A 23,883-nucleotide genomic window follows, 5' to 3' on the forward strand; every position below is an offset into this window, starting at 1 on the left:
GTTCCTCGGTTGAATTTTCGCTGCAAACTATGGCAAGCGGACCGGGGCTTGAAGCGCACGGCGGTGATATCAGCCATGAAATGTTTTGATGTGAGAAGGATCAGGCCAGCCGGTTGCCGGTGAGGGTCAGGTGTGCGAAGGCTTCGCTTCCGCCTGTCAGAAGATCGCCCGTCGCCTTGTCGTTCCAGCGATAGCCGAGGACAGCACCATCCTTGACGTCCTGAAACAGGTTGTTGGCAATCAGCGCGGTACCCGCCCCCTCGACCACCGTGACAGCGCAACCGCCACCGGCACCGCGCACCAGATTGCCGGTTGCGACGATGCCGCGCATATAGGGTCCCCAGCCGAGCATCAGGCCCCATTTCGGTGCGTTCTCGATGACATTGCCGGAAATCACCGTGTCGGCCTCGGCAGCAATGCCGAAACCGAAACCGGCGCCGTCATGCACATAGGGGCCGTCGATATGCAGATTGCGGACGATATTGCCGGTAACGGTCGCTAGCCTGCCGCCCTCGTCGAAATTGACGATCAGGATGCCATTTGCGGCGCCATCGACCAGGTTGCCGGAGACGATGGCGCCCTGAAAGCCGAATTCTGAATAGATGGCTGTTTCGCCGGAGCGCAGGCATTGGTTGTCGGAGATCTGCACATTGGTGGCAGCGTTGGCACGGATGGCGGAGAAGGCGCAGTCGGAGATGTGATTGTCGGTTACCATCACATTCCAGGCGCGGAAAATGTTGACGCCGTTGCCGTTTTCGCCGGTGCCGCCGTCCTTTGCGGCGATCTTGAACACCCGGTTGCAGCTGACCATCGTGCCGTCTTCGCCCGCCTCCCAGCGATGCACGAGGATACCGCCATTGCCGCAGTCGGACACAGTGTTGGCGGTGATCGCCAGCCGTTGGCTTTCCACCGCGTAGATGCCGGAGGCGGAGGCTTGTGAAATGCTGTTGCCGGTGATCCGGCCGCCGCAACGCTCGGCATGGATGCCATGCTTGGTTGCGCCGGTGATTGTGCAGTTCTCAATCGTGAGATCGGCAATGCCGCGTAGATGCAGCAGCCCACCGGCTTCATTCCCCAGCGATTTGCCGCCGCCATCAAAGACAAGATCCGATAGGGTGAGTTTGCCCAGCCCTTCGCCGGTGAGAAAGGGGCCGCCGCCGGTGTGGATCAACCGTGTGCGGCCGGGAACGCCGCTGGCCCACAGCGTATCGGGCAGCGTGATACCGGAGATGCGGTAGTCGCCAGCCGGCAGGAAGACCGGCATTCCTTTTTCTGCGGCCTCGTTGAAAAGACGGCTGATCGCCTGGCTTTGATCACCGGTACGGTTCGGGGCGACGCCATAGCCGGAAATATCGATCGTGCCGCGCAGGCCGTGCTGTGCCGGCTTCATTGATGCTGCCGTGGAGACGCGGGTGGCCGCCGAACAAACCGCGATCGAGGCGATGGAGGACAAAAGCAGGCGGCGATTCAGCATGGCAAATCCTTTGTGTTGGACAAGCACAGATCGTGCCAGGGCGGGATGTGCCAAAGCGGTACGATATGAGATGGTTTGCAGCAATTATAGGTTGATTATTGTATCGTTATTGTACGGAATGCGATTATTCTGCCGTCCTATCTTTAGGGAAGAATAACTTATGGCTGCTAGAAGTCGGGCCGGGGAACAAGGAAGAGACGGCTAGACCGGTATATCCGTCTTTGGAGGCCAGCTTGACGAAGAATTTAAGCCGCTATCGAAGGGACAGCGGGGCGAGAATTGCCAGCAATGACGACACGCAGCGATTGATCGCGGCAAGCCAGCGGCTTGCAGCCGAAGTCTCGCGCATGTTCGGCCCCGAACCCGACATCGCCGATCGCCATTACTGGCTCGAGACGATGATGAATCATATTCCCGATTACATCTACGCCAAGGATCTTGACGGACGCTTTCTCATCGCCAATCAGGCAACGGTGACGGAAAACGGCTTTCGCGAAACTCACGAGATCGTCGGCAAGTCGGATTATGATATCCATACCCCCGATAACGCGCGCCATTTCGAACAGGCCGAGCGCCGGGTGATCGAAACCGGCGAGCCGATATTTGGTATCGAAGAGCTGAATGCCGTCAGCAAGGATGAACGCTGGCTGCTGACATCGAAAGTGCCGCTGCGCGACAAGCAGGGAGTTACCATCGGCGTTGTCGGCATCTCGCGCGATATCACCGATCGCAAACGGGCCGAGCGGCTTCTGCTCGGACAGGCCCGGTTGCTGGAACTGATTGCCACCAGCACGCCGCTCTCCGATTTCTTCAACGAGCTGATCTTGATGATCGAGGCGCATCTGCCCGGCATCATCGGCTCGATCCTGCTCTTGTCACCCGACCGGAGACATCTTTTGACGGGGGCAGCACCGGGACTCGACGATGCCTATTGTGCCGCAATCCACGGCGTTGCGATCGGACCCAAGGTCGGCTCCTGCGGCACGGCAGCGTTTCGTGGCGAGCCGGTGTTTGTCAGCGACATCCAGTCCGATCCGCTCTGGGAAGACTATGCCGATATGGTACGGCCACATGGATACCGGTCCTGCTGGTCGATGCCGATCCTTTCCTATCAGGGGCAGGTGCTCGGCACGTTCGCGCTTTATTCGCATCAGCCCGGAACGCCGTCGGCAGAGCAGACAGATCTGATTTCGATGGCGGCGCATCTGGCAGGCATTGCCATCGAGCGGCGGCAATCGGAAGAACGCATCCAGTTCATGGCCCATCACGATGCCCTGACGGGGCTGCCGAACCGGGCGATGTTCGACGAGCGCGTCGCAACCGCCCTGGAACAGGCCCGTATGACCGGCCAATGGGTGGCGTTGGCCTTTCTTGATCTCGATAATTTCAAGCTGATCAATGACACGCTTGGACATCATGCCGGGGATGAGCTTCTGCGCGTCGTTGCCGGCCGGATGCTCGCCTGCGTGCGCAAGTCGGACATGATCGTGCGGGTCGGCGGCGATGAGTTCATCATTCTGCTCAACAGCCTGCCGCCGGAAAGCAGCGTGATGCTGTCCCGGCTCGAGGCGATCCGCGCTGCGATCGGTGCACCGGTGGTGCTCGCCGGGCGCAGCCTGCAGGTCAGCTGTTCGATGGGTGTCGTCTGTTATCCCGAGCACGGCGAGAGCGCGACCGAACTCCTGGCCAATGCCGATTCGGCCATGTACCGGGCCAAGGAGGTCGGCCGCAACAATCTGCAGGTCTTCGACGCCCAGATGGCGGCCAAAGCGCACGAACAGTTGCGGCGCCACGAGGAGCTACGCGATGCGGTGACCCGCAGCGAGTTCGTGCTGCATTATCAGCCGCAGATGAACCTGAAAACGGGCAGGATTTTCGCTGCGGAATCGCTGCTGCGCTGGCAGCATCCCGAGCGTGGCCTGATTTCTCCGGGCGACTTCATCCCGCTGGCCGAGGAAACCGGCCTGATCGTACCGATCGGCGAATGGGTGCTGAACGAAGCCTGCCGCCAGAACAAGGCCTGGCAGGATGCCGGCCTGGCGCCGATCGTCGTTAGCGTCAATGTATCCGCCCGGCAGTTCAAGGAGCGCAACTGGGTGTCGAAGGTCGCCGAAGCGCTGGAGGACAGCGGGCTGGAGGCCTGTTATCTCGAGCTTGAGCTGACCGAGAGCCTGATCATGCAGGATGTCGTTTCCGCTGTTGCCACCATGCACGAGCTGGAAGCGCTCGGCGTCCACCTCGCCATCGACGATTTCGGCACCGGCTATTCCAGCCTCAGCGCGCTGAAGCGCTTTCCAGTGCGCCGCCTGAAGATCGACCGCTCCTTTGTCCAGGATATTCCGGGCGACGCTGACGACCGGGCAATTACCGGTGCGATCATCTCGCTGGCGCAGAAGCTGCAGATGCAGGTCATTGCCGAAGGTGTGGAAACGCAGGAGCAGGTCGATTTTTTGCGGGAAAGCGGCTGCGACGACATCCAGGGCTATTTCTTCAGCCGTCCGGTCGGATCGGCGGCGTTCGTTTCGCTTCTGGCCGGCTAGCCGGTTTTCTGTGTCGTTTTTGCATCGCAGGCGCCCGCTCGCGCAGTCGTGATGGCCTGGAGGGGCCACAAGCCCCGATCCAGCCGCAATTGCCATACTTGTGGCAAGAGATCGGTATTTGTTTGCCGGGATAGAATGTCTGCGCGGACATCAGCCGCGTCTTCGCCATATGCGTCAACGGAATATACAGAGTTCAATGACCCTTTCAAAAGCTCTCTCCCGCCGGCAGTTCCTCAATATGTCCGGGCTTGCGGTCGCCTCCGCTGGCCTTGCAAGCTGCACATCGTCGATGAACACTGATCGCTTCCGCGCCGAAACAGCACCTTATTTTCGCGATCCGTCCCAGGAAGGCCGGTTTGCCGATCCGCGCTATGGCGCCCAGCTGGAAGGTCCGGTCGGTGACGGCATGACCCCGACGGGTCTGCCGCTGCAATCGGCCTATTATACCGAGATATACGGCCCCAAGTTCGACGGCGGGTTCAACATTCCGGCGGTGCCATACCAGCAGATCGATGCCCGTTTCTATCGCCAGCAGGTCGACAATACGTTCGGCGAGAAGCCCGGTACGATCATCGTCGATACCGGCGAACGCTTCCTCTATCTCATCCTGTCGAACGGGTCGGCGATGCGCTACGGCGTCGGTATCGGCCGTGAAGGCTTTGCCTGGTCGGGCAGGGGCGTCATCCAGTGGAAGCAGAAATGGCCACGCTGGAAGCCACCGAACGAGATGGTCGCCCGCCAGCCGCATCTGGAAAAATACTCGATCGCCAATGGCGGCATGGCACCCGGTCTGGACAACCCGCTCGGTGCGCGGGCGATGTATATCTTCCAGAATGGCGAAGACACGCTCTACCGCCTGCATGGATCACCGGAATGGCAGTCGATCGGCAAGGCCGTATCGTCCGGCTGCGTCCGCCTGATCAACCAGGATGTCATCGATCTCTATGACCGCGTGCGCGACAAGGCACCGATCCTAGTCATCTGAAGGAGCTCTCTGAAAAGGCCCGCTGACTGAAAGGCGGGCTCGGCCTGCCGACAAAGTCATTTTCTGACCATTTTGCAGGTCACTTAGGAAACATTGCGTTTGCCAAATTCCCTGTCATTCCTGTGACAGGCACAGGAATCCAGCTAGCTCAAGTCTTTGAGCTGAAAGAGTCTTTTGACCCAACAGACGTCGGGTCGCTGGATCCCCGCCACGAAGGCGAGGATGACGGAGAGTGGGGTGCCGCTCTCGTCCGATAATCGCATTTAGGGTTTGCCATCAGTCTGTGCCGCCCACGCGTCCGGCACCTATCGGCATCCTAGTCCCCGGAGGGCGGGTTGTCACCAAGATGATTGTTGAGATCATGCAGCGCCGAGCGCAGGGCGGCGGCCTCTGCCATGCTGCATCCTGTCGCCTTGCCGATTTCGGTCAGAATGCCGAAAGCATCGGTCTTCAGCGCTTCGCCTTTCGGTGTCAGCGTGACGATCACCTGGCGTTCATCGCTTTTATCGCGGATACGGCTGACGAAGCCGGCGGTTTCCAGCCGCTTGAGCAGCGGCGAAAGCGTGCCTGAATCCAGGCCCAGTTCCTCGCCTATTCCCTTCACCGTCGTCCTGTCCTTTTGCCACAGCGCCAGCAGCACCAGATATTGCGGATAGGTCAGGCCGAATTTTTCGAGCAGGGGCTTGTAGGTCCGGTTGAAGGCGTGGGAGACCGAATAGACGGCAAAACAGAGTTGCTGGCCCAGCGCCAGGGCGTCGCCTTCTTTCAGATCGTCCTTACGCATGTCTTTATCGCGGGTCATACTGCACATTCTCGCAGTTCCGAGACGATTTTGCAATTTGCAAAATTATATTGCGTACAATTAAATAATGCGCTATTTAAATTTCAGGCAACCATTTGCCCCGCCATCAACCGCTGAGAAACCAAGGAGACAGACATGCCCATTCTTTACACGACCAAGGCATCCGCAACCGGTGGCCGCGCCGGCCACGCCGTCAGTGAAAACGGTGTTCTCGATGTGACGCTGACCGTTCCGAAGGAACTCGGCGGCGACGGCGCGACCGGCACCAATCCCGAGCAGCTGTTTGCAGCCGGCTATTCCGCCTGCTTCCTCGGCGCGCTGAAATTTGTCGCCGGCAAGGAAAAGGTCAAGATCCCGGAAGAAGCAACGGTCACCGCAACGGTCGGCATCGGCCCGCGCGAAGACGGCACCGGCTTCTACATCAGCCCGTCGATATCCGTCAGCCTGCCGGGCGTTGACCGCGAAGTCGGCGAAAAACTCGTCGCCGCCGCCCACATCGTCTGCCCCTACAGCCACGCGCTGCGGACTTCGAGCGAAGTTGTAGCCAAGCTCGCTTGACGTATTGGCGTGATGTTGAAACCGAAAGCCCGGCGGAGCGATCCGCTGGGCTTTTTGGTTGTGGAAAGCCTCGGTGGATCGGGATTCTTTAAGATGCGTACTCGTCATCTTTGGGGAAAAGTACCGGTCCAATGATATGCGCTCGGACAGACGGAAAACACTGGTGATATTAAAAAATACAACGGGATAGGCGGTCTAAGGCGCCTGATGGATGAGCCATCTTAACCAAATCTTATTTCTTGTTTCCAGCGGGATTGGCTTCAACCATTCCGTTTGCTAAGTCTTGCAACCAGAAGCAGCGCTTGGGGAGAATCGGCGTGTGCGGATATGTGAGCAAGGCGAGAGAATGGCAACCTATACCTATTATTGGCCGGATAAAAAATACCTTCCGGGTGAAGAGAAGAACCCAAATTTCGCAGGGTATCTTGACCCTATGTGGGGGAATTCTGAAGTTTCCATGAGCTCAAGCGATGTTACATTCGCGAATTGGAATGGCACGGTTCTGAAATTTCTGGGGGATAATCTTCAGTATCAGGGAAATCAGCTGATAGGTACTGGCGGCACGTTAACCGGTATTGAGTTGCGCGATGAGAAGGGAATACTCTTTCAGAAAGTTGATCTGTCTGCCGACAATATCACCTTCGCGGATTTCACCGTGATTCTGGAGACAAGCGATAGTTGGTCGGACGTTTACCAGTGGCTTTTTTCCGGCAACGACACGATTGCGGGAACTCTCGGCGATGATAATTTACTGGGCGGTGGCGGTAGCGACACGCTGATTGGCGGCGGCTCGCAGCTCGGCGATGTCTTCCAGGGCGGAGCAGGCATCGACACCTACATCACCAGTGCCGGTGAAAACAATACGTTGAGCTTTAGCGATGCTTACGGCGATATCTCCGCGCGTCGGGGCGTGACGGTCGACGCCGATCTCGGCACCGCCATCGATCCATGGGCCAATGCGGAAACCTTCGTCGGGATGACGACCTTCCACGGCAGTCAGTTCGGCGACACGCTGTATGGATCCGGCGCCGACGAGACGTTCAGGGGGCTTGGTGGCCGCGATATTATCGACGGCCGCGGCGGGTTCGACTGGGTCGAATATCAGAGCGACGATTCCTTCAGAGGCTCGCGTGGCGTCACGGTCAATCTCGCGACAGGCACTGCCACAGACGGTTTCGGACATCGTGACACGCTGAGGGGCATCGAAGGCGTGCGCGGTACAAATACCAGCGATATTCTGATCGGAAACAATGACGTCAACAAGCTCATCGGACAGGACGGGGACGACTTTATCGATGGCGGCGCTGGAGCGGACGTTATGGCGGGAGGCGTGGGCAATGACACGTACGTGGTCGATGACATTGGTGACACCGTGCGGGATGAAGGCGAATGGGACACGGATTTGGTTAAATCCTCAGTGAGTTTCAATCTTGCCAACAAGGCCCAGGTGAACGGCATTATCGAAAACCTCACGCTTACCGGTAGCGCTAACATTAATGCGACCGGTAATGCGAGCAACAACGTGTTGAGAGGAAACAGCGGCGCCAACGTGTTGAGTGGCGGGGCGGGCAATGACACCTACGTCGTCGGCGCCGGAGACAAGGTCAATGAAGCCGGCTCGTCCGGGACGGATCTGGTCATGTCCTCGGTCAGCTTCAGCCTCGCCAACACCGCGCAGGCGGTTGGTATTATAGAGAACCTCACGCTCACCGGCAGCGACAATATTAACGCGACTGGCAATGCGAGCAACAACGTGTTGAGAGGAAACAGCGGCGCCAACGTGTTGAGCGGCGGGGCGGGCAATGACATCTACGTCGTCGGTGCCGGAGACAAGGTCAATGAAGCCGGCTCGTCCGGGACGGATCTGGTTATATCCTCAGTCACCTTTAACCTCACCAACAAGCTGCAGGCGCTCGGCGATATCGAGAACGTGATGTTGACCGGCTCGGCCGCGATCAGTGCCACCGGCAACGCCCTGAACAACATCCTGGCCGGGAACGAAGGTGCCAATACCCTCGTCGGCCTTGCTGGCAATGATACCTATGTCGTTGGCGACGGTGATTTCGTCGACGAATCGGTTTCAGGATCTTCTGGCACGGATTGGGTCAAGTCCTCCGTCAGCTTCGATCTTTCCAACACAGCGCAGGCTGCCGGTAGCATCGAAAACCTGATGTTGACCGGTTGGGATGCGTACTTCGCCACTGGCAACAATGGCAATAACGTGCTGATCGGCAACGATAACAACAACATGCTGAACGGTGGTGCTGGTAATGACACTCTGAAGGGCGGCGCCGGCGCGGACACCTTCAAGTTCAACACCGCGCTCAGTGCGACGGCAAATGTCGATAAGATTACCGATTTCAGTACGCACAGGATGAACGATTTCGACGCGGATACCATTTGGCTGGAGAACGGTGTCTTCACGGCATTGAAGAACACCGGCGTGCTGGCATCGGGCGCCTTTCACAAGAGCGCCAGCGGTGTCGCCCACGATGCCGATGACCGTCTGATCTATGAGACGGATACAGGAAAGTTGTTTTACGACTCCAACGGCAATGCGGCCGGGGGCGCGGTGCACTTCGCGACGCTCTCGGCCAATCTGGCGCTGACCAACGCGGATTTCTTCATCATCTAGGAGATCGCAATACCCCTACCGAGTTCACCATCGTGACGCTTGTTTGAGTGTCATTTATGAATTGGATCGGTGCACAAACAAAAAAACGGCGGCCCATCTTGGGCCGCCGTTTTCCGTTTCAAGTCTATCCGGCGTTTACCGCCTCAAGCTGCCGAGGATGCCGCGCACCAGATCGCGGCCGAGCGAGGAGGCGACGGTGTGGGCGACGGACTTCATCGCTGCCTCAGCGACGCTTTCGCGCTGGTAGCCTGCACGGGGTTTTGGCTTGGGCTCTGCCGGTGCCTGCGCATCGTCGCCGCCGCCCACATCGTCTGCCCCTACAGCCACGCCCTTCGGACTTCGAGCGAAATTTCGGCCAAGCTCGCTTGAGGCGCTAAAGGCGATCCAGACGAAAGCCCGGCGGAGAAATCCACCGGGTCTCCTTTTGAGGGCAATCCACGATGACACCGTCATTTCTCGGTACGGCCGCAGTACTTATTGATGGATATCTAAATTAGATAGTCATGATATTTGTTCAATATTCGATATTCATCCGTAAATTAACGCCGGGGGGAACGGTTTTTGTTCCCGGGTGACAATTGAGAACTCGCCCGGCCAACAGGGGGAGAGCGCATGTCGACCATTCACGCGAATGTCACCTTCACTCTTAACGGAACGTCCAGCTTCCTTATCGGCGGCGACGAATATATCTGGGATGACCGGTGGCTCGGTTATGTTTCCACCTATTCCGGCGACGTTGGCAAATCCTATACGGCAACCGTTTCACTCTCGGGCTCGAACTGGGATATCGCGACGCTGCGCTTTTCAGGCGAGGCAAATCTAAAGGTCGTGATCAACGACGCGGCCACCGACACGGAGCGACACATCAACTATCTACAGTTGAACGGTAACGGCGGCAGCGTCGTGACGCTTAAGACGACAAGCGTGGAGTTGATCGTTGGCGGCGACGCCGTCGATACGATCACGCTCGGTAGCAGATATACGGGCTATCTAGCGACAAACGGCGGCAACGACGTTGTTAAAACCGGCGCAGGTGACGTCAGTGCGATCAATACCGGCGATGGCAATGACCAGCTTGCCTTTGGAACCGGCTATGTCGGCGCCGCGTCCACGGGCAATGGCAATGATACTGTGACGGCAAGTGGCGCTAATGTTGCGATGCTCGACACCGGTGGCGGCAGCGACACCGTCAATGTCGGCAACGGCCACATCGAGACGATGAGAGTGAGCGATGGCAACAACAAGGTGACCGTGGGCAGCGGCGGCAGTGTCGAAGCGCTGGTCGCCTATGATGGCAACGACACTGTTGCGATCGCCGGCTCCGGTCGCATCGGCAGCATCAATCTTGGCGCCGGTACCAACACGGCCACGACGACCGGCGGTTTTGTGGACGCGATTGTCACCTACCAGGGCATCGACAAGATTACAGTTGGCAGCGGTGGCGTGGGAAGCGTACGGACTGGTGATGGCAACGACACCGTCAACGCGATTGGGTTTGTGGGACTTCTCGACACCGGTGACGGCAACGATGTCGTCGCTGTCGGTGACGAAAGCGCCGATATGGTCAACGTCGGTCACGGCAACAACACCATCACGCTCAAGAATGGCTGGATCGCCGCCTTGGTCGCCTATGACAATGACGACAAGGTAACCATTACCGGATCGGGTGAGGCAGGCAGCATCAATTTCGGTTCGGGCAACAACACGGTCAAGACCGGCAGTGGTTTTGTCAGTTCCATTGTTGCCTATGACGGCAATGACACGTTCCAGATCGGCACTGGCGGCGCAAGTGCAGTTGTTGCCGGAAGTGGGAACAACACTGTCACAGCAGCCGGCTGGGTCGGTGCCATCGTCGCCTATGACGGCATTGATAAAGTATCCATTGGTGCAAAGGGGGCGGGTTCCGTCTCGGTCAATGGCGGTAATGACAGTGTTTCAGTCGCCATGCTGACCGATAAGACCCAGACGGTCGTTTTGGATGGTGGCAAAAATAACGATTCGATCAGCTTCGCCAGCTTTACCAAGGCCGTGAATATCTCACTGTCCAACGCGACTGCTGTCGATACGGGTGCCGGCCTTTTCGCCGTGACCGGCTTTGAGAACCTGACAGGAGGCTCCGCTGCCGATAATCTGACAGGCAGCGCCCTTCGCAACATTTTGAGCGGGGGAGCCGGCAACGACATCCTGACCGGTCTCGCCGGGCGCGACGATCTGACTGGCGGTAGCGGCGCCGACATCTTCGTCTATAAAACGGCGGCGGATAGCACGGTCGCAGCGGCAGACACGATCTTCGACTTCTCCCCTGCCAGCGGCGACCGCATAAGCCTTTCGGCCATAGATGCAAGCTCGAAAACGGCGGGAAATCAAGCCTTCGCCTTCATTGGCGCGGCTGCTTTTCACGGCATCGCGGGCGAACTTCGTGTTGTGAAGGGTACCTCTGATACCTACGTTTACGGCGACATAAACGGCGACAAGGCGGCAGACTTTGCGATCCACCTTGACGATGCGCTGACGCTGACGGCTGGCTATTTCATATTGTAGGCTGTCGAAAAAGAAACGGCGGCCCATCTTGGACCGCCGTTTTCCGTTTCAAGTCCATATTGCGTTTTACCGCCTCAAGCTGCCGAGGATGCCGCGCACTAGAGCGCGGCCGAGCGAGGAGGCGACGGTGCGGGCGACGGATTTCATTGCGGCTTCGGCGACGCTTTCGCGCTGGTAGCCTGCGCGAGGTTTTGGCTTGGGCTCGGCTGGAGTTGCATCGTCGCCGAAACCGGGCAGGGTCCAGCGGCTGTTGCCGGGTGCTGCCGGCGCAGGTGCTTCCGTTGTCTCGCGGCTTTCCTCGGCCTGTTGCGTCGATTTGGCGGCGCGCTGGGCGAGGATCTCGTAGGCAGATTCCCGGTCGATATCCGTATCGTACTGGCCAGCCACCGGGCTGATGCTCATGACATTGGCGCGCTCGGCCTCGGTCAGCGGACCAGCGCGGCTGGACGGCGGGCGGATTAGTGTGCGCTCGACCATCGAGGGCGCACCCTTGCCCTCAAGCGTCGAGACCAGCGCCTCGCCGGTGCCCAGATTGGTGATGACGGTGGCGCAGTCGAAATCCGGGTTGGGGCGGAATGTGTCGGCCGCCGTCTTCACTGCCTTCTGCTCGCGCGGCGTATAGGCACGCAACGCATGCTGGATGCGGTTGCCGAGCTGGGCGAGCACGGTTTCCGGCACGTCGAGCGGGTTCTGGGTGACGAAATAGATGCCGACGCCCTTCGACCGGATCAGCCGGACGACCTGCTCGATACGTTCGAGCAGAACCTTTGGAGCGTCATTGAACAGCAGATGCGCCTCGTCGAAGAAGAACACCAGCTTCGGTTTGTCGGGGTCGCCGATCTCGGGCAGCTCCTCGAACAGTTCCGACATCAGCCAGAGCAGGAACGTGCCGTAAAGCCGCGGGTTCATCATCAGCTTGTCGGCGGCCAGCACCGAGATGGCGCCACGGCCGTCGCGGGTGGTGCGCATGATGTCGGAGACCTTGAGTGCCGGTTCGCCGAAGAAATTCTTGGCGCCCTGCTGCTCGAGAATCAGTAGTTCGCGCTGGATGGAGCCGACCGAGGCCTTGGAGATCAGGCCGTACTTGCCCGAAAGCGCCGAGGCATTCTCGGCCATATAGGCGAGCATCGCCTGGAAATCCTTGAGATCCAGCAGCGGCAACCCACCTTCGTCAGCGATCTTGAAGGCGATGTTGATCACACCTTCCTGGGCGTCGGTGGCGTTCATCAGCCGGGAGAGCAAGAGCGGCCCCATCTCCGACATGGTGGTGCGCACACGGTGGCCTTTTTCGCCGTAGAGATCCCAGAAGATCACCGGAAATTCCTGGAAGGCGAAATCGGTAAAGCCGATCTGCTCGGCCCGCTTGGTCACCCAGTCCTTGGGTTCACCGATGGCGCCGATGCCGGACAGATCGCCCTTCACGTCGGCGCAGAAAACGGGCACGCCGGCATTGGAGAAGCTTTCCGCCAGAATCTGCAGCGTCACGGTCTTGCCGGTGCCGGTGGCGCCAGTGATCAGCCCGTGCCGGTTGCCGAATTTGAAATCCAGATATTCGCCCTTGTTGATCGTGTCGTCCGGTTTCCGGCTGGTGCCGATATAGAGCTTACCGTCCTCAAGCATGTGGGCCTTGTCTCCGTTTCGCCAATGAAAGCCGGCGGTCCGCCAACCTTCATCACATTGTTTTCCCATGACTGTTATAGGGGGAGTGCCTTTCACCGGCAACAGAAGGATTGTCATGCAAAAGACAGCATTTGCGCGCTGGATGGCCGCATTGTAATTGCCACCAAGGCATGAAACGATCATTGGGTTCTCGCGCTGCGGACACCCGTTCCGAACGTGCTTGAGTTTCAATTCGAGATAATTTACCTTGACGTTCACGTCAATTAAATGAGGAGAATCATCCATGAACGAACTGGTTACGCGCGTTGCCGAAAATGTCGGCATTGACCCTGCAACGGCTGAAAAGGCCATCGGCATGATGCTCGGCTTCCTGCAGCGCGAAGCGGCAGACGGCCCGGTTGCCAAGATGATCGAAGCCATTCCGGGCGCTGAAGCACTGGTTGCACAGTATAATGGCGAAGGCACGGGCGGCGGCGGTGGCCTGCTCGGCGGTCTGCTCAGCGCAGTCGGCGCCGGTGGCGGCGTCATGGCGCTCGGCCAGCAGCTGATGAGCCAAGGCCTCGGTATGGGCGAAATCACCGCACTTGCCAAGGAAACCATCGGTTACGCCAGGGAACACGCTGGTGCTGAAGTGGTCGATGAGGTCGTCGCCTCGGTTCCGGGCCTCAGCCAGTTCATCTGATATCCGCAGAAACATAATGGACGATCTGTCCGACAACGATCTGACCGCGCACTTGAGGCAACTGGAGCAACGTCTCCACGATCCGAAGGTGCGCGGTTCCGCATTTTTGACCGGTGCACTGCTGGACGAGGATTTTACCGAATTCGGCAGCTCCGGTCAGGCCTATGGCCGCGCCGAGACGATCGCGGCGCTGGTTACCGAGGCTGTGCTTGCCGGACCACCCGTGCAATCGGAAAACTACCGGCTGAAGCGTCTGTCCGAAACCGTGGCGCTGCTCACCTATGAAACGGCAACGGAACACCGGCGTGTTCTGCGATCATCGATCTGGCGCCACACCGATGGGATTTGGCGCATGGCTTTTCATCAGGGAACTCCGATGAAGGTCTGAGACCTCAGGCCGTTTTCGCCCGCGCGCCGAAAGACAGGAACAGCGTGAAAATCACCAGGATCAGCCCGACGCTGATCGGGGCTGCCGATGGACCAAACATGTCCATGATCGATCCCGTTGCGCCCGAGCCCATGCCGCTGCCGACCGCATAGGCCAGCGCGAAGGCGGCACTGCCCGCCACCAGCATGCTGCCGCGATACTGTTCTCCGAGCATGGTCAGTGCACAGGTATAGAGCGAGAAGCTTGCTGCGCCGATCAGCGCAAAATCAGCGAGAATGGCAATCGGTGAGGTCAGGAACGGAATGATCAGGAAGGCGATGGCGCCGATCCCGCCCATGACGATCGCCACGCGCCGGCGCGGCAGCCGGTCGAGCAGCACGCCGATGAACGGCTGGGCGAGCGCGGTCGGCAGGGCCAGAACCGTGACGCTGAGCGCTGCAAAAGCCTGCGAATGGCCGGTCTTGACGAAATAGACCGGCATCACCGAAATCGCAGCGATGTCCGAAAACCCGAAGGCCAGCACCATGGCGATCAGCACCGGCGCCCTGCGAAAGAACACGAAGACGTCATGGGTGGAGGAAGCCTCCGGCGTCGTGCGGGTCGAGAGCGTCAACAGCGCCGTGGCAAAGGCGACGAGCGCCACATAGACGGCGGTCAGCGCAAAGCCGAAGCCGCCTTCGGTTCCCATCAGCGGAATGACCAGCGGCCCGGCGGCAAATCCACCACAGATGCCCGCGCCATAAAGGCCGGACACCCGGCCGCGCAGCCGGTCGGGGCAGGCGGAGTTCATCCAGGCCTCGCTCAGCATGAAGATCAGGCTGGCGAAGAAGCCCAGCAGAAACCGGGCGAGAAACCAGACGGGCAGCGCGTCTGTCGCGGCAAACGTCGCAAGGCATATCGAGCAGCCGGCAAGGCTGAGGATGATCAGCTTGTCGGTGCGCAGCCGTGATGTCAGATGGCCGATCATCAGTGTCGAAGTGGCAAGGCCGAGCGCGAAACTGACCGCATTGAAGCCGATGACCGCCGGCGTCACACCCCGGCTTTCCAGCGTCAGCGAGATCAGCGGATAGGTAATGCCCTGCGCCACCGAAAAGGCCGACGCACCGAGAATGACGGCAACGATGGCCGCCCAGTCGGGCATGAAATCGGCGGTTATGTGTGATGACTGCATGAGGCCCTCGCGGCCAATTTGAATGCGGCCCGGGCCTCTTTTATCCGAACATCAGCGGTGTTGAAATGCCAAGCCAGGCTTATTGCAGGAAATCTTAAGAGCCTGCTTATCGAGGCTTCTGTGCGGCTTGAAATACCCCAGAAATAGTTTTCCCGGACAGCAAAATTGCCAAGACATTTACACGGTAGCGGCTAAGCTGCAGCCATACACGCATAGATCTCAGTTTTTCATTCCATCGATCGGAAATTGCACAATGCCGTCCACTATTTTCAATATTGATACCGTCGATGTCGGCGTTCAGGCTTCGCTTGTTACGGGAGAGATCGCCTATGTCCGGGCTGGTGTTCTGGTCGGCTCGACCGACAACGCGGCAATCGACGGGGTCGGCAACGGCATTAAAGTGAATATCCAGGGCACGCTGGTCGGCGCAACGGCCGGGATCACGTTCGGGGCTGCGGCAAATCACGGTAACAGTGTTCTCATCGGCAAGGCCGGCGATGTCAGTGGCTTTGCAACGGGTATTTCCATGGCGAGCTACAATGGAGACATCGACAATCGCGGTTCGATCTGGAGCGCCGGTAGCGGTATCGACATCAACGCCAGTGCGCCGGCGGGTGTGTCCGGTTTGAGCCAGATCAGCAATAGCGGCGTGATCGAGGGCAATATTGCCATCGTCAACCGGGGTACGGACGCGCTGTATCTTTACAACAACGGTACGATCGAGGGGCTCGCCTACGCCTTCTCGTCGCAAGGCACGGCTGCCGATACCATCGTCAATGATGGCGTAATCCTCGGTGATATCGCGCTCGGCAAAGGCAGCGACCGCTATGATGGCGCCTATGGCACCATTGACGGCTCGGTCTTTGGTGGTGATGGGCAGGACTACATGATCGGCGGCAAGGGAGCCGATAACTTCATCGGTGGTGCCGATGCCGACGATCTGGACGGTGGTGCCGGCAACGACATCCTTACCGGCGAGGGGGGCACGGACCGGTTGACCGGCGGAGCGGGTGACGACGAACTCTACGGCGGCGCGGATCCCGACACGCTCGATGGCGGCACGGGGGCGGATTACCTGAGCGGCGGCGCGGGTGGCGATTTTTATCTGGTCGACAATGTCAGGGATTGCGTTGTCGAGGCCAAGGGCGGCGGCAGCGACGTGGTGGTTACGCTGGTGAACTATACCCTTGCAGCCAATCAGGAGATAGAGCAGCTGGTTTTTGCCAACCTGTCGAGCACGGTCAAGGCGGTAACGCTGACGGGGAACACCTTCGCACAGTCGATCATCGGTGCCTCCGGTAATGATACGCTGAACGGTGGTGGCGGCAAGGATACGCTCACCGGGCTGACCGGCAACGATACCTATGTGATCGATGGCGGCGACGCGATTGTCGAAGCGGCCGGTGAGGGCACGGATCTGGTCAAGTCCACCGTAAACTACACGCTGGCAGCCAATGTCGAAAATCTGACCCTGATGGGAGCGGCGGATCTCATTGGCGCTGGCAATATCCTGAACAACGTCCTCACCGGCAATGTCGGCAAGAATGTCCTGTCCGGCCTGGCTGGAAGCGACATATTGAACGGTGGTCTCGGCCTCGACAGGCTGTTGGGCGGCGCAGGCAAGGACAGTTTCGTTTTCGATAGCAAGCTTGGCAGCACCAATATCGATACGATCAGCGATTTTAACGTCGCTGACGATACGGTCCGGCTGGAGAATGCTGTTTTCACAGCGCTGACCAAAGCCGGCGGACTGACCGCCGCTGCCTTTGCCAGCAACCTGACGGGGCTGGCCGGTGATGCAAGCGACCGGATCATCTACGAAAAGGATACGGGCAAGCTGTTCTACGATGCCGATGGCAGCGGATCGGCAGCCGGTATCCAGTTTGCCCTTCTGTCCAAGAACCTCGCACTGACGCAGGCGGATTTCTTTATCGTCTGAGGGCGCGGGTGGGGGAGAAAGCCGCCGGTCGTCCCGGCGGCTCACGCCGTGGACAAACCCTGAAATCGATTGTCTGGCGAGAGAGCCACCCCACTCTCCGTCATCCCCGCCCTCGTGGCGGGGATCCAGAAACCCGACGTCTGTCGGGTCAAAAGACATTTCATCCCAAAGACTTAGGCTGGTCGGATTCCTGTGACGGGCACAGGAATGACGGAGGATTTGGCTATCGCTTAATTTCCCCAGTAACCTGCCACGCGTGAGAAAACGGCTCAGTTGTCCCAAACTGATCAGTCTGCCCGGTCCCAGTCTGGGGCCAGGCCACCGGGGCTGACGATGCGGCCGTTCGGGCGGGCGAGTTTGTGGATGGCGGCCATCTCGTCGCTGGTGAGATCGAAATCGAAGATGTCGAAGTTTTCGTTGAGGCGGCTTTCGGTTGCCGTCTTCGAGAGTGTGATCACATCCTTCTGCTGGGTCAGCCAGCGCAACACCACCTGGGCAGCGGTCTTGCCATGCCGTGAGCCGATGTCTTTCAAAAGCGGCTCGTTCGGCACCTTGCCGTCGGCCATGGCGTAATAGGCGGTGACCGACATGCCGGTGGAGCGGGCCGCTTCCAGAACCTTCGCCTGGTCGAGATACGGGTGATATTCGATTTGGTTGGTGGCGATCGGTGCTTCGCTGAGTTCCACCGACTGCGCCATCAGTACCGTGTTGAAATTGCTGACGCCGATATTCTTGACCTTGCCGGTCTTTTTCACGTCGTTCAGTGCGCCGATCTGTTCGGAGAGCGGCACGCCGCTGCTGGGCCAATGCAAAAGCAGCAGATCGACATAATCGGTGCGCAGCTTCTTCAGGCTTTCATCGACCGAGGCGAGGAAGTCGGCATGCTTGTAATGATCGACCCAGACCTTGGTGGTGAGGAAGATGTCGCTGCGGGCAACGCCAGATGCCTCGATCGCTTCGCCGACTTCTGCCTCGTTGCGATAGATCTGCGCCGTATCGATGTGGCGGAAACCGAGCTTGATGGCTTGCGGCACGATCCGAAGTACGTCGGGGCCGGGCATGCGGAAGGTGCCGAAGCCCAGAGCGGGAATGTTGGCGCCGTTGGCGCTGACTGTCTGCATGGAAATGTCCTTTCAGGGAGGAGACCCGGCACATGGCCGGGCCTGGAATGATATCTGATAGATGTGGCGTACGCCGATTTGGTCAAGCCGTGCTTGTCAAGCGGCCTGAGCAATCGGCTCCGGCTTGCGGTCGAGCATGCCGCTGATGACGGTGAGCACGAGCGCGCCTGCGACCAGGATCGCTCCGACCCATGGCGTTGCCTGAAGCCCGAGCGGTGAGGCGACCACCAGGCCGCCGATCCAGGCGCCGGCGGCAATGCCGAGGTTGAAGGCGGCGATGTTCAGCGCCGAGGCGACGTCGACGGCGCCGGGGCGGTGCTGCTTGGCCAGCTGCACGACATAGAGCTGCAGGCCGGGCACATTGGCGAACGACAGGAAGCCGAGTGCTGCCAGCGTGATCAGGGCAGGGATCGTCGAAACCGCAGTGAAGGAGAAGATCACCAGCACGGCAGCCTGGGCGGCAAACAGCCAGACCAGCGCCTTGACCGGATTGCGGTCGGCAAGGCGGCCGCCGATGATATTGCCCGCAGCGATCGCCAGGCCATAGAGCACCAGAACGAGGCTGACGGAGGAGGCGGCAAAGCCGGTGACATCCTGCAGCATCGGCGCAAGGAAGGTGAAGGTGACGAACGTGCCGCCATAGCCGAGCGCCGTCATGCCGAACACCAGCAGCAGGCGGCCGGAGCCCAGCACGCGGACCTGATCGAGAATGCTGGCCGGTTCCGCCTTCGACAGGGTGGAGGGCAACAGGGCGGCGATTGCGGTCAGTGCGATGACGCCGAGACCTGCCACGGCCCAGAAGGTGGCGCGCCAGCCGAACGTCTGGCCAATTAAAGTACCGAGCGGAACGCCGGTGACGATGGCAACCGTCAACCCCATGAACATCAGCGCGATGGCCGAGGCGCGGCGATTTTCCGGGACGAGGTCGGCAGCAATGGTGGCGCCGACGGAGAAGAACACGCCATGCGCAAAGGCCGAAAGCACGCGGGCGATCAGCAATGTCTCATAGGACGGGCTGAGTGCTGCCATCGCATTGCCGGCGATGAACAGTGCCATCAGGCCGAGAAGCAGCGGCTTGCGCTCGATGCGGCCGGTCAGCGCGGTGAGGATCGGCGCGCCAAATGTGACGCCGAGCGCATAGATCGAAACGATCAATCCTGCCAGCGGCAAGGTGATGCCGAGATCGGTGGCGACGGTCGGCAACAGGCCGACGATGACGAATTCCGTGGTTCCGATCGCATAGGCCGCGATCGTCAGTGCAAAGAGGGCAAGAGGCATGGAAGCACCTTTGTCGCCGGTGGGAGGCCGGCGTGTTGGTGGCGGCGCACCGGATATCCGGGCCGTCATGGGTTTCGTTGAGTGGAATATGGGCCAAAGGCACTTGCGCGATAATCCATAGGAATGGATAAATGCCTGTGAATTGAATTCACAGGATGCGGACGAATGGACAACCGGGCAGGCGAAATGGAGGTGTTTGTCACGGCGGCAGAGGCAAAGAGCTTTTCGGCGGCCGGACGGCGGTTGAAGCTGTCGCCCTCTGCGGTCAGCAAGCTGGTCACCCGCATCGAGGACCGGCTGGGCACCCGCCTTTTGGTGCGGACCACCCGGTCGCTGCTTTTGACGCCCGAGGGAGAAATCTATCTCTCCCGGGCGCAGCGCATCCTGGCGGATATTGCCGAGACCGAGCAGATCGTTGCCGGCGGCGGGCTGGCAACACCACGCGGACTTTTACGGGTGAACGCCACTGTCGGCTTCGGCGAGCGCTTCATCATACCGCTGGCTGGCGAGTTCCTGGCGATGTATCCGGAGGTCCGGCTTGAGCTGTCGTTGACGGACGGCGTCATCGATCTGATCGAGGAGCGCACCGACATCGCCATCCGCGTCGGGTCGATGCGGGATTCGAGCCTGAAGGCGCGAAAGCTCCTCGACAGTCACCGCATCACGGTGGCGACGCCGCAATACCTGGCGCGGCATGGGACGCCGCAACGGCCGGATGATCTGGGCGCGCACAATTGCATCACCTTCACCTTCGGCCGCAATCCGGGCGAATGGATGTTTCGCGACCCGGCAAGCAACGCGCGCTATACGCGCCCGGCCCCCGGCAATGTGCAGGCTTCCAGCGGCTCGATTGCCCGCAACCTCTGCCTGACTGGCCTCGGCATTGCCCGCATCGGCAAATTCGATGTCGATCCGGATATTGCCAGTGGCAGACTGGTGGAAGTGCTTGCGGATTACAATCCGCACGAACCGGAACAGGTGCATGCGGTTTTTGCGGGTCACGAGCATCTGGCCGCCCGCATCCGCGCCTTCATCGATTTTCTTGCCGCAAAGGTGGATTAATGCGTGCATGCTGTCGCTTGTCTTAGGCGGGGCCAGCGCGAGGAGAAAACGATGAGAGAGTTGATCCTGAAAATGTCCATGTCGCTCGACGGCTTTGTCAGCGGCCCTGACGGCAAAAACGAATGGATGTTCAGCGGCGACCAGCAGGCCATTGCCTGGAGCGTGGAGACCGTGTCGAACGCCAGCCTGTACATCATGGGCAGCCGTACTTTCCGGGACATGGCCGCTTTCTGGCCGACCTCCACCGGAGTGTTCGCGCCGCCGATGAACCAGATTCCGAAGGCCGTGTTTTCAAAACAAGGGGCGGTGGTTCTGAAGGACGCAAAGGCGCACGCGGGAAGCACTCAGTCCGGGCAGCTGCAGCCCGGCGCGGAAAGTTGGGGTGAAGCCTACGTGGCCAGCGGCGATCTGGTCGAGGAAATCGCCAGGCTGAAGACCGGGGACGGCAAGCCGATCATCGCCCACGGCGGCGGCGGCTTCGCGCGCAGCCTCATCGCTAAGAATTTGATCGATCAATATGTTTTGCTGGTGCATCCGGTGGTGCTCGGCAAGGGCGTGCCGATCTTTTCCGAGGTCGCCCCGGCAAGGCGCCTCAAACTGATCAGAGCAACAGCTTTTCCGGGAGGCTCGGTGGCGCAGATTTACCGGCCTGCATGACCATGTCTGATAATGCGTGTGTTGAGCGGCGGCTGGCCGGATTACTTGCCGCACGGAAAATGCAGGTATCGGGTGGCGGCCGAACCGCTTGACTGATGAATTCGCTCTGGCAGTCTGGGCACGCAGGCCCCACATGCTTCTTCAGACACTGTCCTGCGAGACGAGATCATATGCCTCAATCCCGAAAAATGACCCTGACACCGGATCTGGTGGCGCTCTGCCACAAGGACGTGACTGATCCGGGGCCGGATGGGCGCTGGACCGAGATCAGTGATTCGCAATATCGCGAACTTGCGGAAGCACTTGAACGGGAAAGCCACGGCGAGCCGCTCTGGGTATTTGCCTATGGCTCGCTGATCTGGAAACCGGAATTCGAGGCGATCGACCGGCAGCGGGCAACGGCCTTCGGCTGGCACCGGTCGTTCTGCCTGCATATCAACCGCTGGCGCGGATCGCATGATCAGCCGGGCTTGATGATGGCGCTGGAACGCGGCGGCCGCTGCGACGGCGTCATCTACCGGCTGCCGGACGATGACCGCGCCGCCCAGATCGAACGTATGCTGCGCCGTGAAGTCAGCGCCTTTGAAAATATCGATGCCGTCCGCTGGCTGCCGGTCAAATCCGAAAGCGGCCCCTGCCGGGCACTGGGTTTCTGGGTCGGCGCCACCGGCGAGCGCATCCGCTCCCGCCAGCCTTTGGACCACGTTGCGGGAATCCTGGCACGGGCCTGCGGACATTTCGGATCGGGGGCGGAATATCTCTACAACACCGTGTCGCATCTGGAGGATTTTGGTATCCACGACCGCAATCTCTGGCGCCTGCAACACCTCGTCGCCGAAGAAATCAGGTCCATTCATCAGGAGATCCTGGAGCCGCAGGCGCGCTGACAGGAGAAACCGCTCATGGCCGCAGATCAAACAGAGCTGCCCGTATTGGCTTTTGCCGGTGCCGCCGAATGGGAAAGCTGGCTCGCCAGCCAGCCGCCATCGGCGAACGGGCTGTGGCTGAAATTCGCCAAGAAGGCGTCGGGCGTGGCGACCGTTTCAAAGCCTGACGCCATCGATCTGGCGCTTTGCCACGGCTGGATCGATGGCCAGCTGAAACCGTTTGATGACACTTATTGGCTGATCCGCTTCACGCCACGGCGGCCGAAAAGCAAGTGGTCGGCGATCAATTGCAAGCGGGCAGAGGCGCTGATCGAGGCGGGCCGCATGCGTCCGGCCGGTCTTGCAGAAATCGAACGGGCCAAGGCCGATGGGCGCTGGGAGATTGCCTATCAGTCCCAGAGCACCATCACCGTACCGGCCGACCTGCAGCAGGCGCTCAACGAAAACGAGGGCGCCAAGACCTTGTTCGAAACGCTGGACAGCGCCAACCGCTATGCCGTTCTCTATCGCGTTCACACCGCCAAGAAACCGGACACCCGCGCCGGCATCATCGAAAAACTGGTCGCCATGCTGGGCCGTGGCGAAACCATCCATCCGCGCCGCAGCAAGGCGTAGTTCGGTGCGCTGTGTTCCGTGTGTCGGCACGATGACATCCGTCGGTTGCCGCGATATATCGTGCGGAACAGCAGCCTGTGTAATAATAAGCTTGCTTCGAACCAGGGAGAAATCACATGAAGATCAGCGCGCGCAACCGCCTCAAGGGCACAATCGTCGAAATCACCAAGGGCGCCACCACGGCGCATGTCCGCATCGATATCGGCAATGGCGCTATCGTCACCGCGTCGATCACCAATCAGGCGGTTGATGAACTGGAACTGACGGTCGGCGGATCGGCCTATGCCGTTGTCAAGGCATCCGACGTGATGGTCGCGGTCGACGACTAACTTCTCCCTACAACGTCTTGAAATGGCGGGCCTCTCCGGCATCGCCAGTCTCGAAATCGCCCCGCTGCGGTGGGGCGATCGGCGTGAACAGCGTGCGATCCGGCTTCAGGTCGATCAGCGGCGTGCCGTCGAGGCAATCGAGACCACGGACGAGCAGGACATTGCCCTCGACCGCCTCGAGCTTGATGATCGACGTGCCGATCGGATTGGGGCGCACGGGAGACCGCAGCGAGAAGGTGCCGTGCACCTTGCCGCTGTTGGCCGGGCTCTGCAGCACGAGATCGCGGCGCGACCGGTCGAGCCAATAGAGAATTTCCAGCCGCTCATAGGCTTCGACACCCTGAAGCGCCGGAACCCACAGGTCGAAAATTTCGATGCGGCAGAGCGGTCCATCGTGACGCCCCTGCCTGGGGCATTCCAGCCGCGATGTCCACGGTGTCGAGATGCGGCCGATGAAGACCAGCGACGCATCGGCATCCTGCGGCGTGGTCACAGCAACCTCGTTCTCGCGTATTTCGTTTTCCCGAACCATCGATTGCCCCCGCTGTCGCTGTTCATCCTTCCTAGAAAAGCGCGGTGCCGATGTCCATCGTCTCGGC

At 59.9% G+C, this 23,883-nt stretch carries 20 protein-coding genes and 1 pseudogene; 13 read left to right on the forward strand and 8 right to left on the reverse strand.

The features are described from left to right. Window positions 1-100: 100 nt before the first annotated feature. Complete coding sequence (locus ACQY8Q_RS18350) at window positions 101-1,474, reverse strand: TIGR03808 family TAT-translocated repetitive protein (protein ID WP_428427884.1); 1,374 nt, start codon at window positions 1,472-1,474, stop codon at window positions 101-103. Window positions 1,475-1,707: 233 nt separating this feature from the next. On the opposite strand from ACQY8Q_RS18350, the gene ACQY8Q_RS18355 reads away from it, so the two are divergent. Together ACQY8Q_RS18355 and ACQY8Q_RS18360 are read left to right on the forward strand one after the other, a co-directional pair. Continuing rightward, entirely contained in the window at window positions 1,708-4,014 is a 2,307-nt protein-coding gene (locus ACQY8Q_RS18355; protein WP_428427885.1) for an EAL domain-containing protein, read from the forward strand. 196 nt (window positions 4,015-4,210) lie between these two features. Further along, on the forward strand, window positions 4,211-4,999 hold the full coding sequence (locus ACQY8Q_RS18360) for a L,D-transpeptidase family protein (RefSeq protein ID WP_428427886.1): 789 nt from the start codon (window positions 4,211-4,213) through the stop codon (window positions 4,997-4,999). 316 nt (window positions 5,000-5,315) lie between these two features. On the opposite strand, the gene ACQY8Q_RS18365 is transcribed toward ACQY8Q_RS18360, so the two are convergent. Beyond that, window positions 5,316-5,801 carry a MarR family winged helix-turn-helix transcriptional regulator gene (locus tag ACQY8Q_RS18365; protein ID WP_428427887.1) on the reverse strand — a complete coding sequence of 162 codons (486 nt, stop codon included), beginning with the start codon at window positions 5,799-5,801 and terminating at the stop codon, window positions 5,316-5,318. Between the two features lie 135 nt (window positions 5,802-5,936). Here ACQY8Q_RS18365 and ACQY8Q_RS18370 point away from each other — a divergent pair, with 135 nt between their 5' ends. Continuing rightward, on the forward strand, window positions 5,937-6,359 hold the full coding sequence (locus tag ACQY8Q_RS18370) for an organic hydroperoxide resistance protein (RefSeq protein ID WP_428427888.1): 423 nt from the start codon (window positions 5,937-5,939) through the stop codon (window positions 6,357-6,359). A gap of 346 nt (window positions 6,360-6,705) precedes the next feature. Further along, complete coding sequence (locus ACQY8Q_RS18375) at window positions 6,706-8,994, forward strand: beta strand repeat-containing protein (protein ID WP_428427889.1); 2,289 nt, start codon at window positions 6,706-6,708, stop codon at window positions 8,992-8,994. 135 nt (window positions 8,995-9,129) lie between these two features. Here the strand turns inward: ACQY8Q_RS18375 and ACQY8Q_RS18380 are convergent. Beyond that, window positions 9,130-9,297 (reverse strand): annotated as a pseudogene (locus tag ACQY8Q_RS18380) (helicase HerA-like domain-containing protein); the annotation flags it as partial. 309 nt (window positions 9,298-9,606) lie between these two features. On the opposite strand from ACQY8Q_RS18380, the gene ACQY8Q_RS18385 reads away from it, so the two are divergent. Then, window positions 9,607-11,535 carry a M10 family metallopeptidase C-terminal domain-containing protein gene (locus ACQY8Q_RS18385; RefSeq protein ID WP_428427890.1) on the forward strand — a complete coding sequence of 643 codons (1,929 nt, stop codon included), beginning with the start codon at window positions 9,607-9,609 and terminating at the stop codon, window positions 11,533-11,535. Between the two features lie 66 nt (window positions 11,536-11,601). On the opposite strand, the gene ACQY8Q_RS18390 is transcribed toward ACQY8Q_RS18385, so the two are convergent. After that, window positions 11,602-13,155, reverse strand: coding sequence for a helicase HerA-like C-terminal domain-containing protein (locus ACQY8Q_RS18390; protein ID WP_428427891.1), 1,554 nt, complete (start codon window positions 13,153-13,155; stop codon window positions 11,602-11,604). A 283-nt stretch (window positions 13,156-13,438) separates the two neighbouring features. Here ACQY8Q_RS18390 and ACQY8Q_RS18395 point away from each other — a divergent pair, with 283 nt between their 5' ends. Together ACQY8Q_RS18395 and ACQY8Q_RS18400 are read left to right on the forward strand one after the other, a co-directional pair. After that, window positions 13,439-13,837, forward strand: coding sequence for a hypothetical protein (locus tag ACQY8Q_RS18395; protein ID WP_428427892.1), 399 nt, complete (start codon window positions 13,439-13,441; stop codon window positions 13,835-13,837). Between the two features lie 16 nt (window positions 13,838-13,853). Beyond that, window positions 13,854-14,225 carry a DUF4440 domain-containing protein gene (locus ACQY8Q_RS18400; protein WP_428427893.1) on the forward strand — a complete coding sequence of 124 codons (372 nt, stop codon included), beginning with the start codon at window positions 13,854-13,856 and terminating at the stop codon, window positions 14,223-14,225. A gap of 4 nt (window positions 14,226-14,229) precedes the next feature. On the opposite strand, the gene ACQY8Q_RS18405 is transcribed toward ACQY8Q_RS18400, so the two are convergent. Continuing rightward, window positions 14,230-15,396: an MFS transporter gene (locus tag ACQY8Q_RS18405; RefSeq protein ID WP_428427894.1), complete on the reverse strand. Its 1,167-nt coding sequence runs from the start codon at window positions 15,394-15,396 to the stop codon at window positions 14,230-14,232. Window positions 15,397-15,649: 253 nt separating this feature from the next. Between ACQY8Q_RS18405 and ACQY8Q_RS18410 the strand changes: the two genes are divergently transcribed. Next, a complete protein-coding gene (locus ACQY8Q_RS18410) occupies window positions 15,650-17,335 on the forward strand; it encodes a calcium-binding protein (protein ID WP_428427895.1) in 1,686 nt (561 codons plus the stop codon). A gap of 287 nt (window positions 17,336-17,622) precedes the next feature. Here the strand turns inward: ACQY8Q_RS18410 and ACQY8Q_RS18415 are convergent, their stop codons facing one another. After that, complete coding sequence (locus ACQY8Q_RS18415; protein ID WP_428427896.1) at window positions 17,623-18,456, reverse strand: aldo/keto reductase; 834 nt, start codon at window positions 18,454-18,456, stop codon at window positions 17,623-17,625. Window positions 18,457-18,552: 96 nt separating this feature from the next. Further along, window positions 18,553-19,734 carry an MFS transporter gene (locus ACQY8Q_RS18420; RefSeq protein WP_428427897.1) on the reverse strand — a complete coding sequence of 394 codons (1,182 nt, stop codon included), beginning with the start codon at window positions 19,732-19,734 and terminating at the stop codon, window positions 18,553-18,555. 165 nt (window positions 19,735-19,899) lie between these two features. On the opposite strand from ACQY8Q_RS18420, the gene ACQY8Q_RS18425 reads away from it, so the two are divergent. The 5 genes from ACQY8Q_RS18425 to ACQY8Q_RS18445 all read left to right on the forward strand — a co-directional run bounded on the left by ACQY8Q_RS18425 (window position 19,900) and on the right by ACQY8Q_RS18445 (window position 23,284). After that, the gene (locus ACQY8Q_RS18425) at window positions 19,900-20,796 is read left to right on the forward strand and encodes a LysR family transcriptional regulator (RefSeq protein WP_428427898.1); all 897 of its coding nucleotides are present in this window, start codon (window positions 19,900-19,902) and stop codon (window positions 20,794-20,796) included. A gap of 51 nt (window positions 20,797-20,847) precedes the next feature. Further along, window positions 20,848-21,453 (forward strand): dihydrofolate reductase family protein, encoded by a 606-nt coding sequence (locus tag ACQY8Q_RS18430; protein WP_428427899.1) that lies wholly within the window; start codon window positions 20,848-20,850, stop codon window positions 21,451-21,453. A gap of 188 nt (window positions 21,454-21,641) precedes the next feature. Then, entirely contained in the window at window positions 21,642-22,340 is a 699-nt protein-coding gene (locus ACQY8Q_RS18435; RefSeq protein WP_428427900.1) for a gamma-glutamylcyclotransferase, read from the forward strand. 15 nt (window positions 22,341-22,355) lie between these two features. Further along, entirely contained in the window at window positions 22,356-22,955 is a 600-nt protein-coding gene (locus tag ACQY8Q_RS18440) for a YdeI/OmpD-associated family protein (RefSeq protein WP_428427901.1), read from the forward strand. Between the two features lie 116 nt (window positions 22,956-23,071). Further along, entirely contained in the window at window positions 23,072-23,284 is a 213-nt protein-coding gene (locus ACQY8Q_RS18445; RefSeq protein WP_428427902.1) for a TOBE domain-containing protein, read from the forward strand. 7 nt (window positions 23,285-23,291) lie between these two features. Here the strand turns inward: ACQY8Q_RS18445 and tsaA are convergent, their stop codons facing one another. After that, window positions 23,292-23,816 carry a tRNA (N6-threonylcarbamoyladenosine(37)-N6)-methyltransferase TrmO gene (gene tsaA / locus ACQY8Q_RS18450; protein ID WP_428427903.1) on the reverse strand — a complete coding sequence of 175 codons (525 nt, stop codon included), beginning with the start codon at window positions 23,814-23,816 and terminating at the stop codon, window positions 23,292-23,294. Window positions 23,817-23,883: the final 67 nt, after the last annotated feature.

Source organism: Pararhizobium sp., assembly GCF_965279435.1.
Taxonomy (GTDB): Bacteria; Pseudomonadota; Alphaproteobacteria; order Rhizobiales; family Rhizobiaceae; genus Pararhizobium.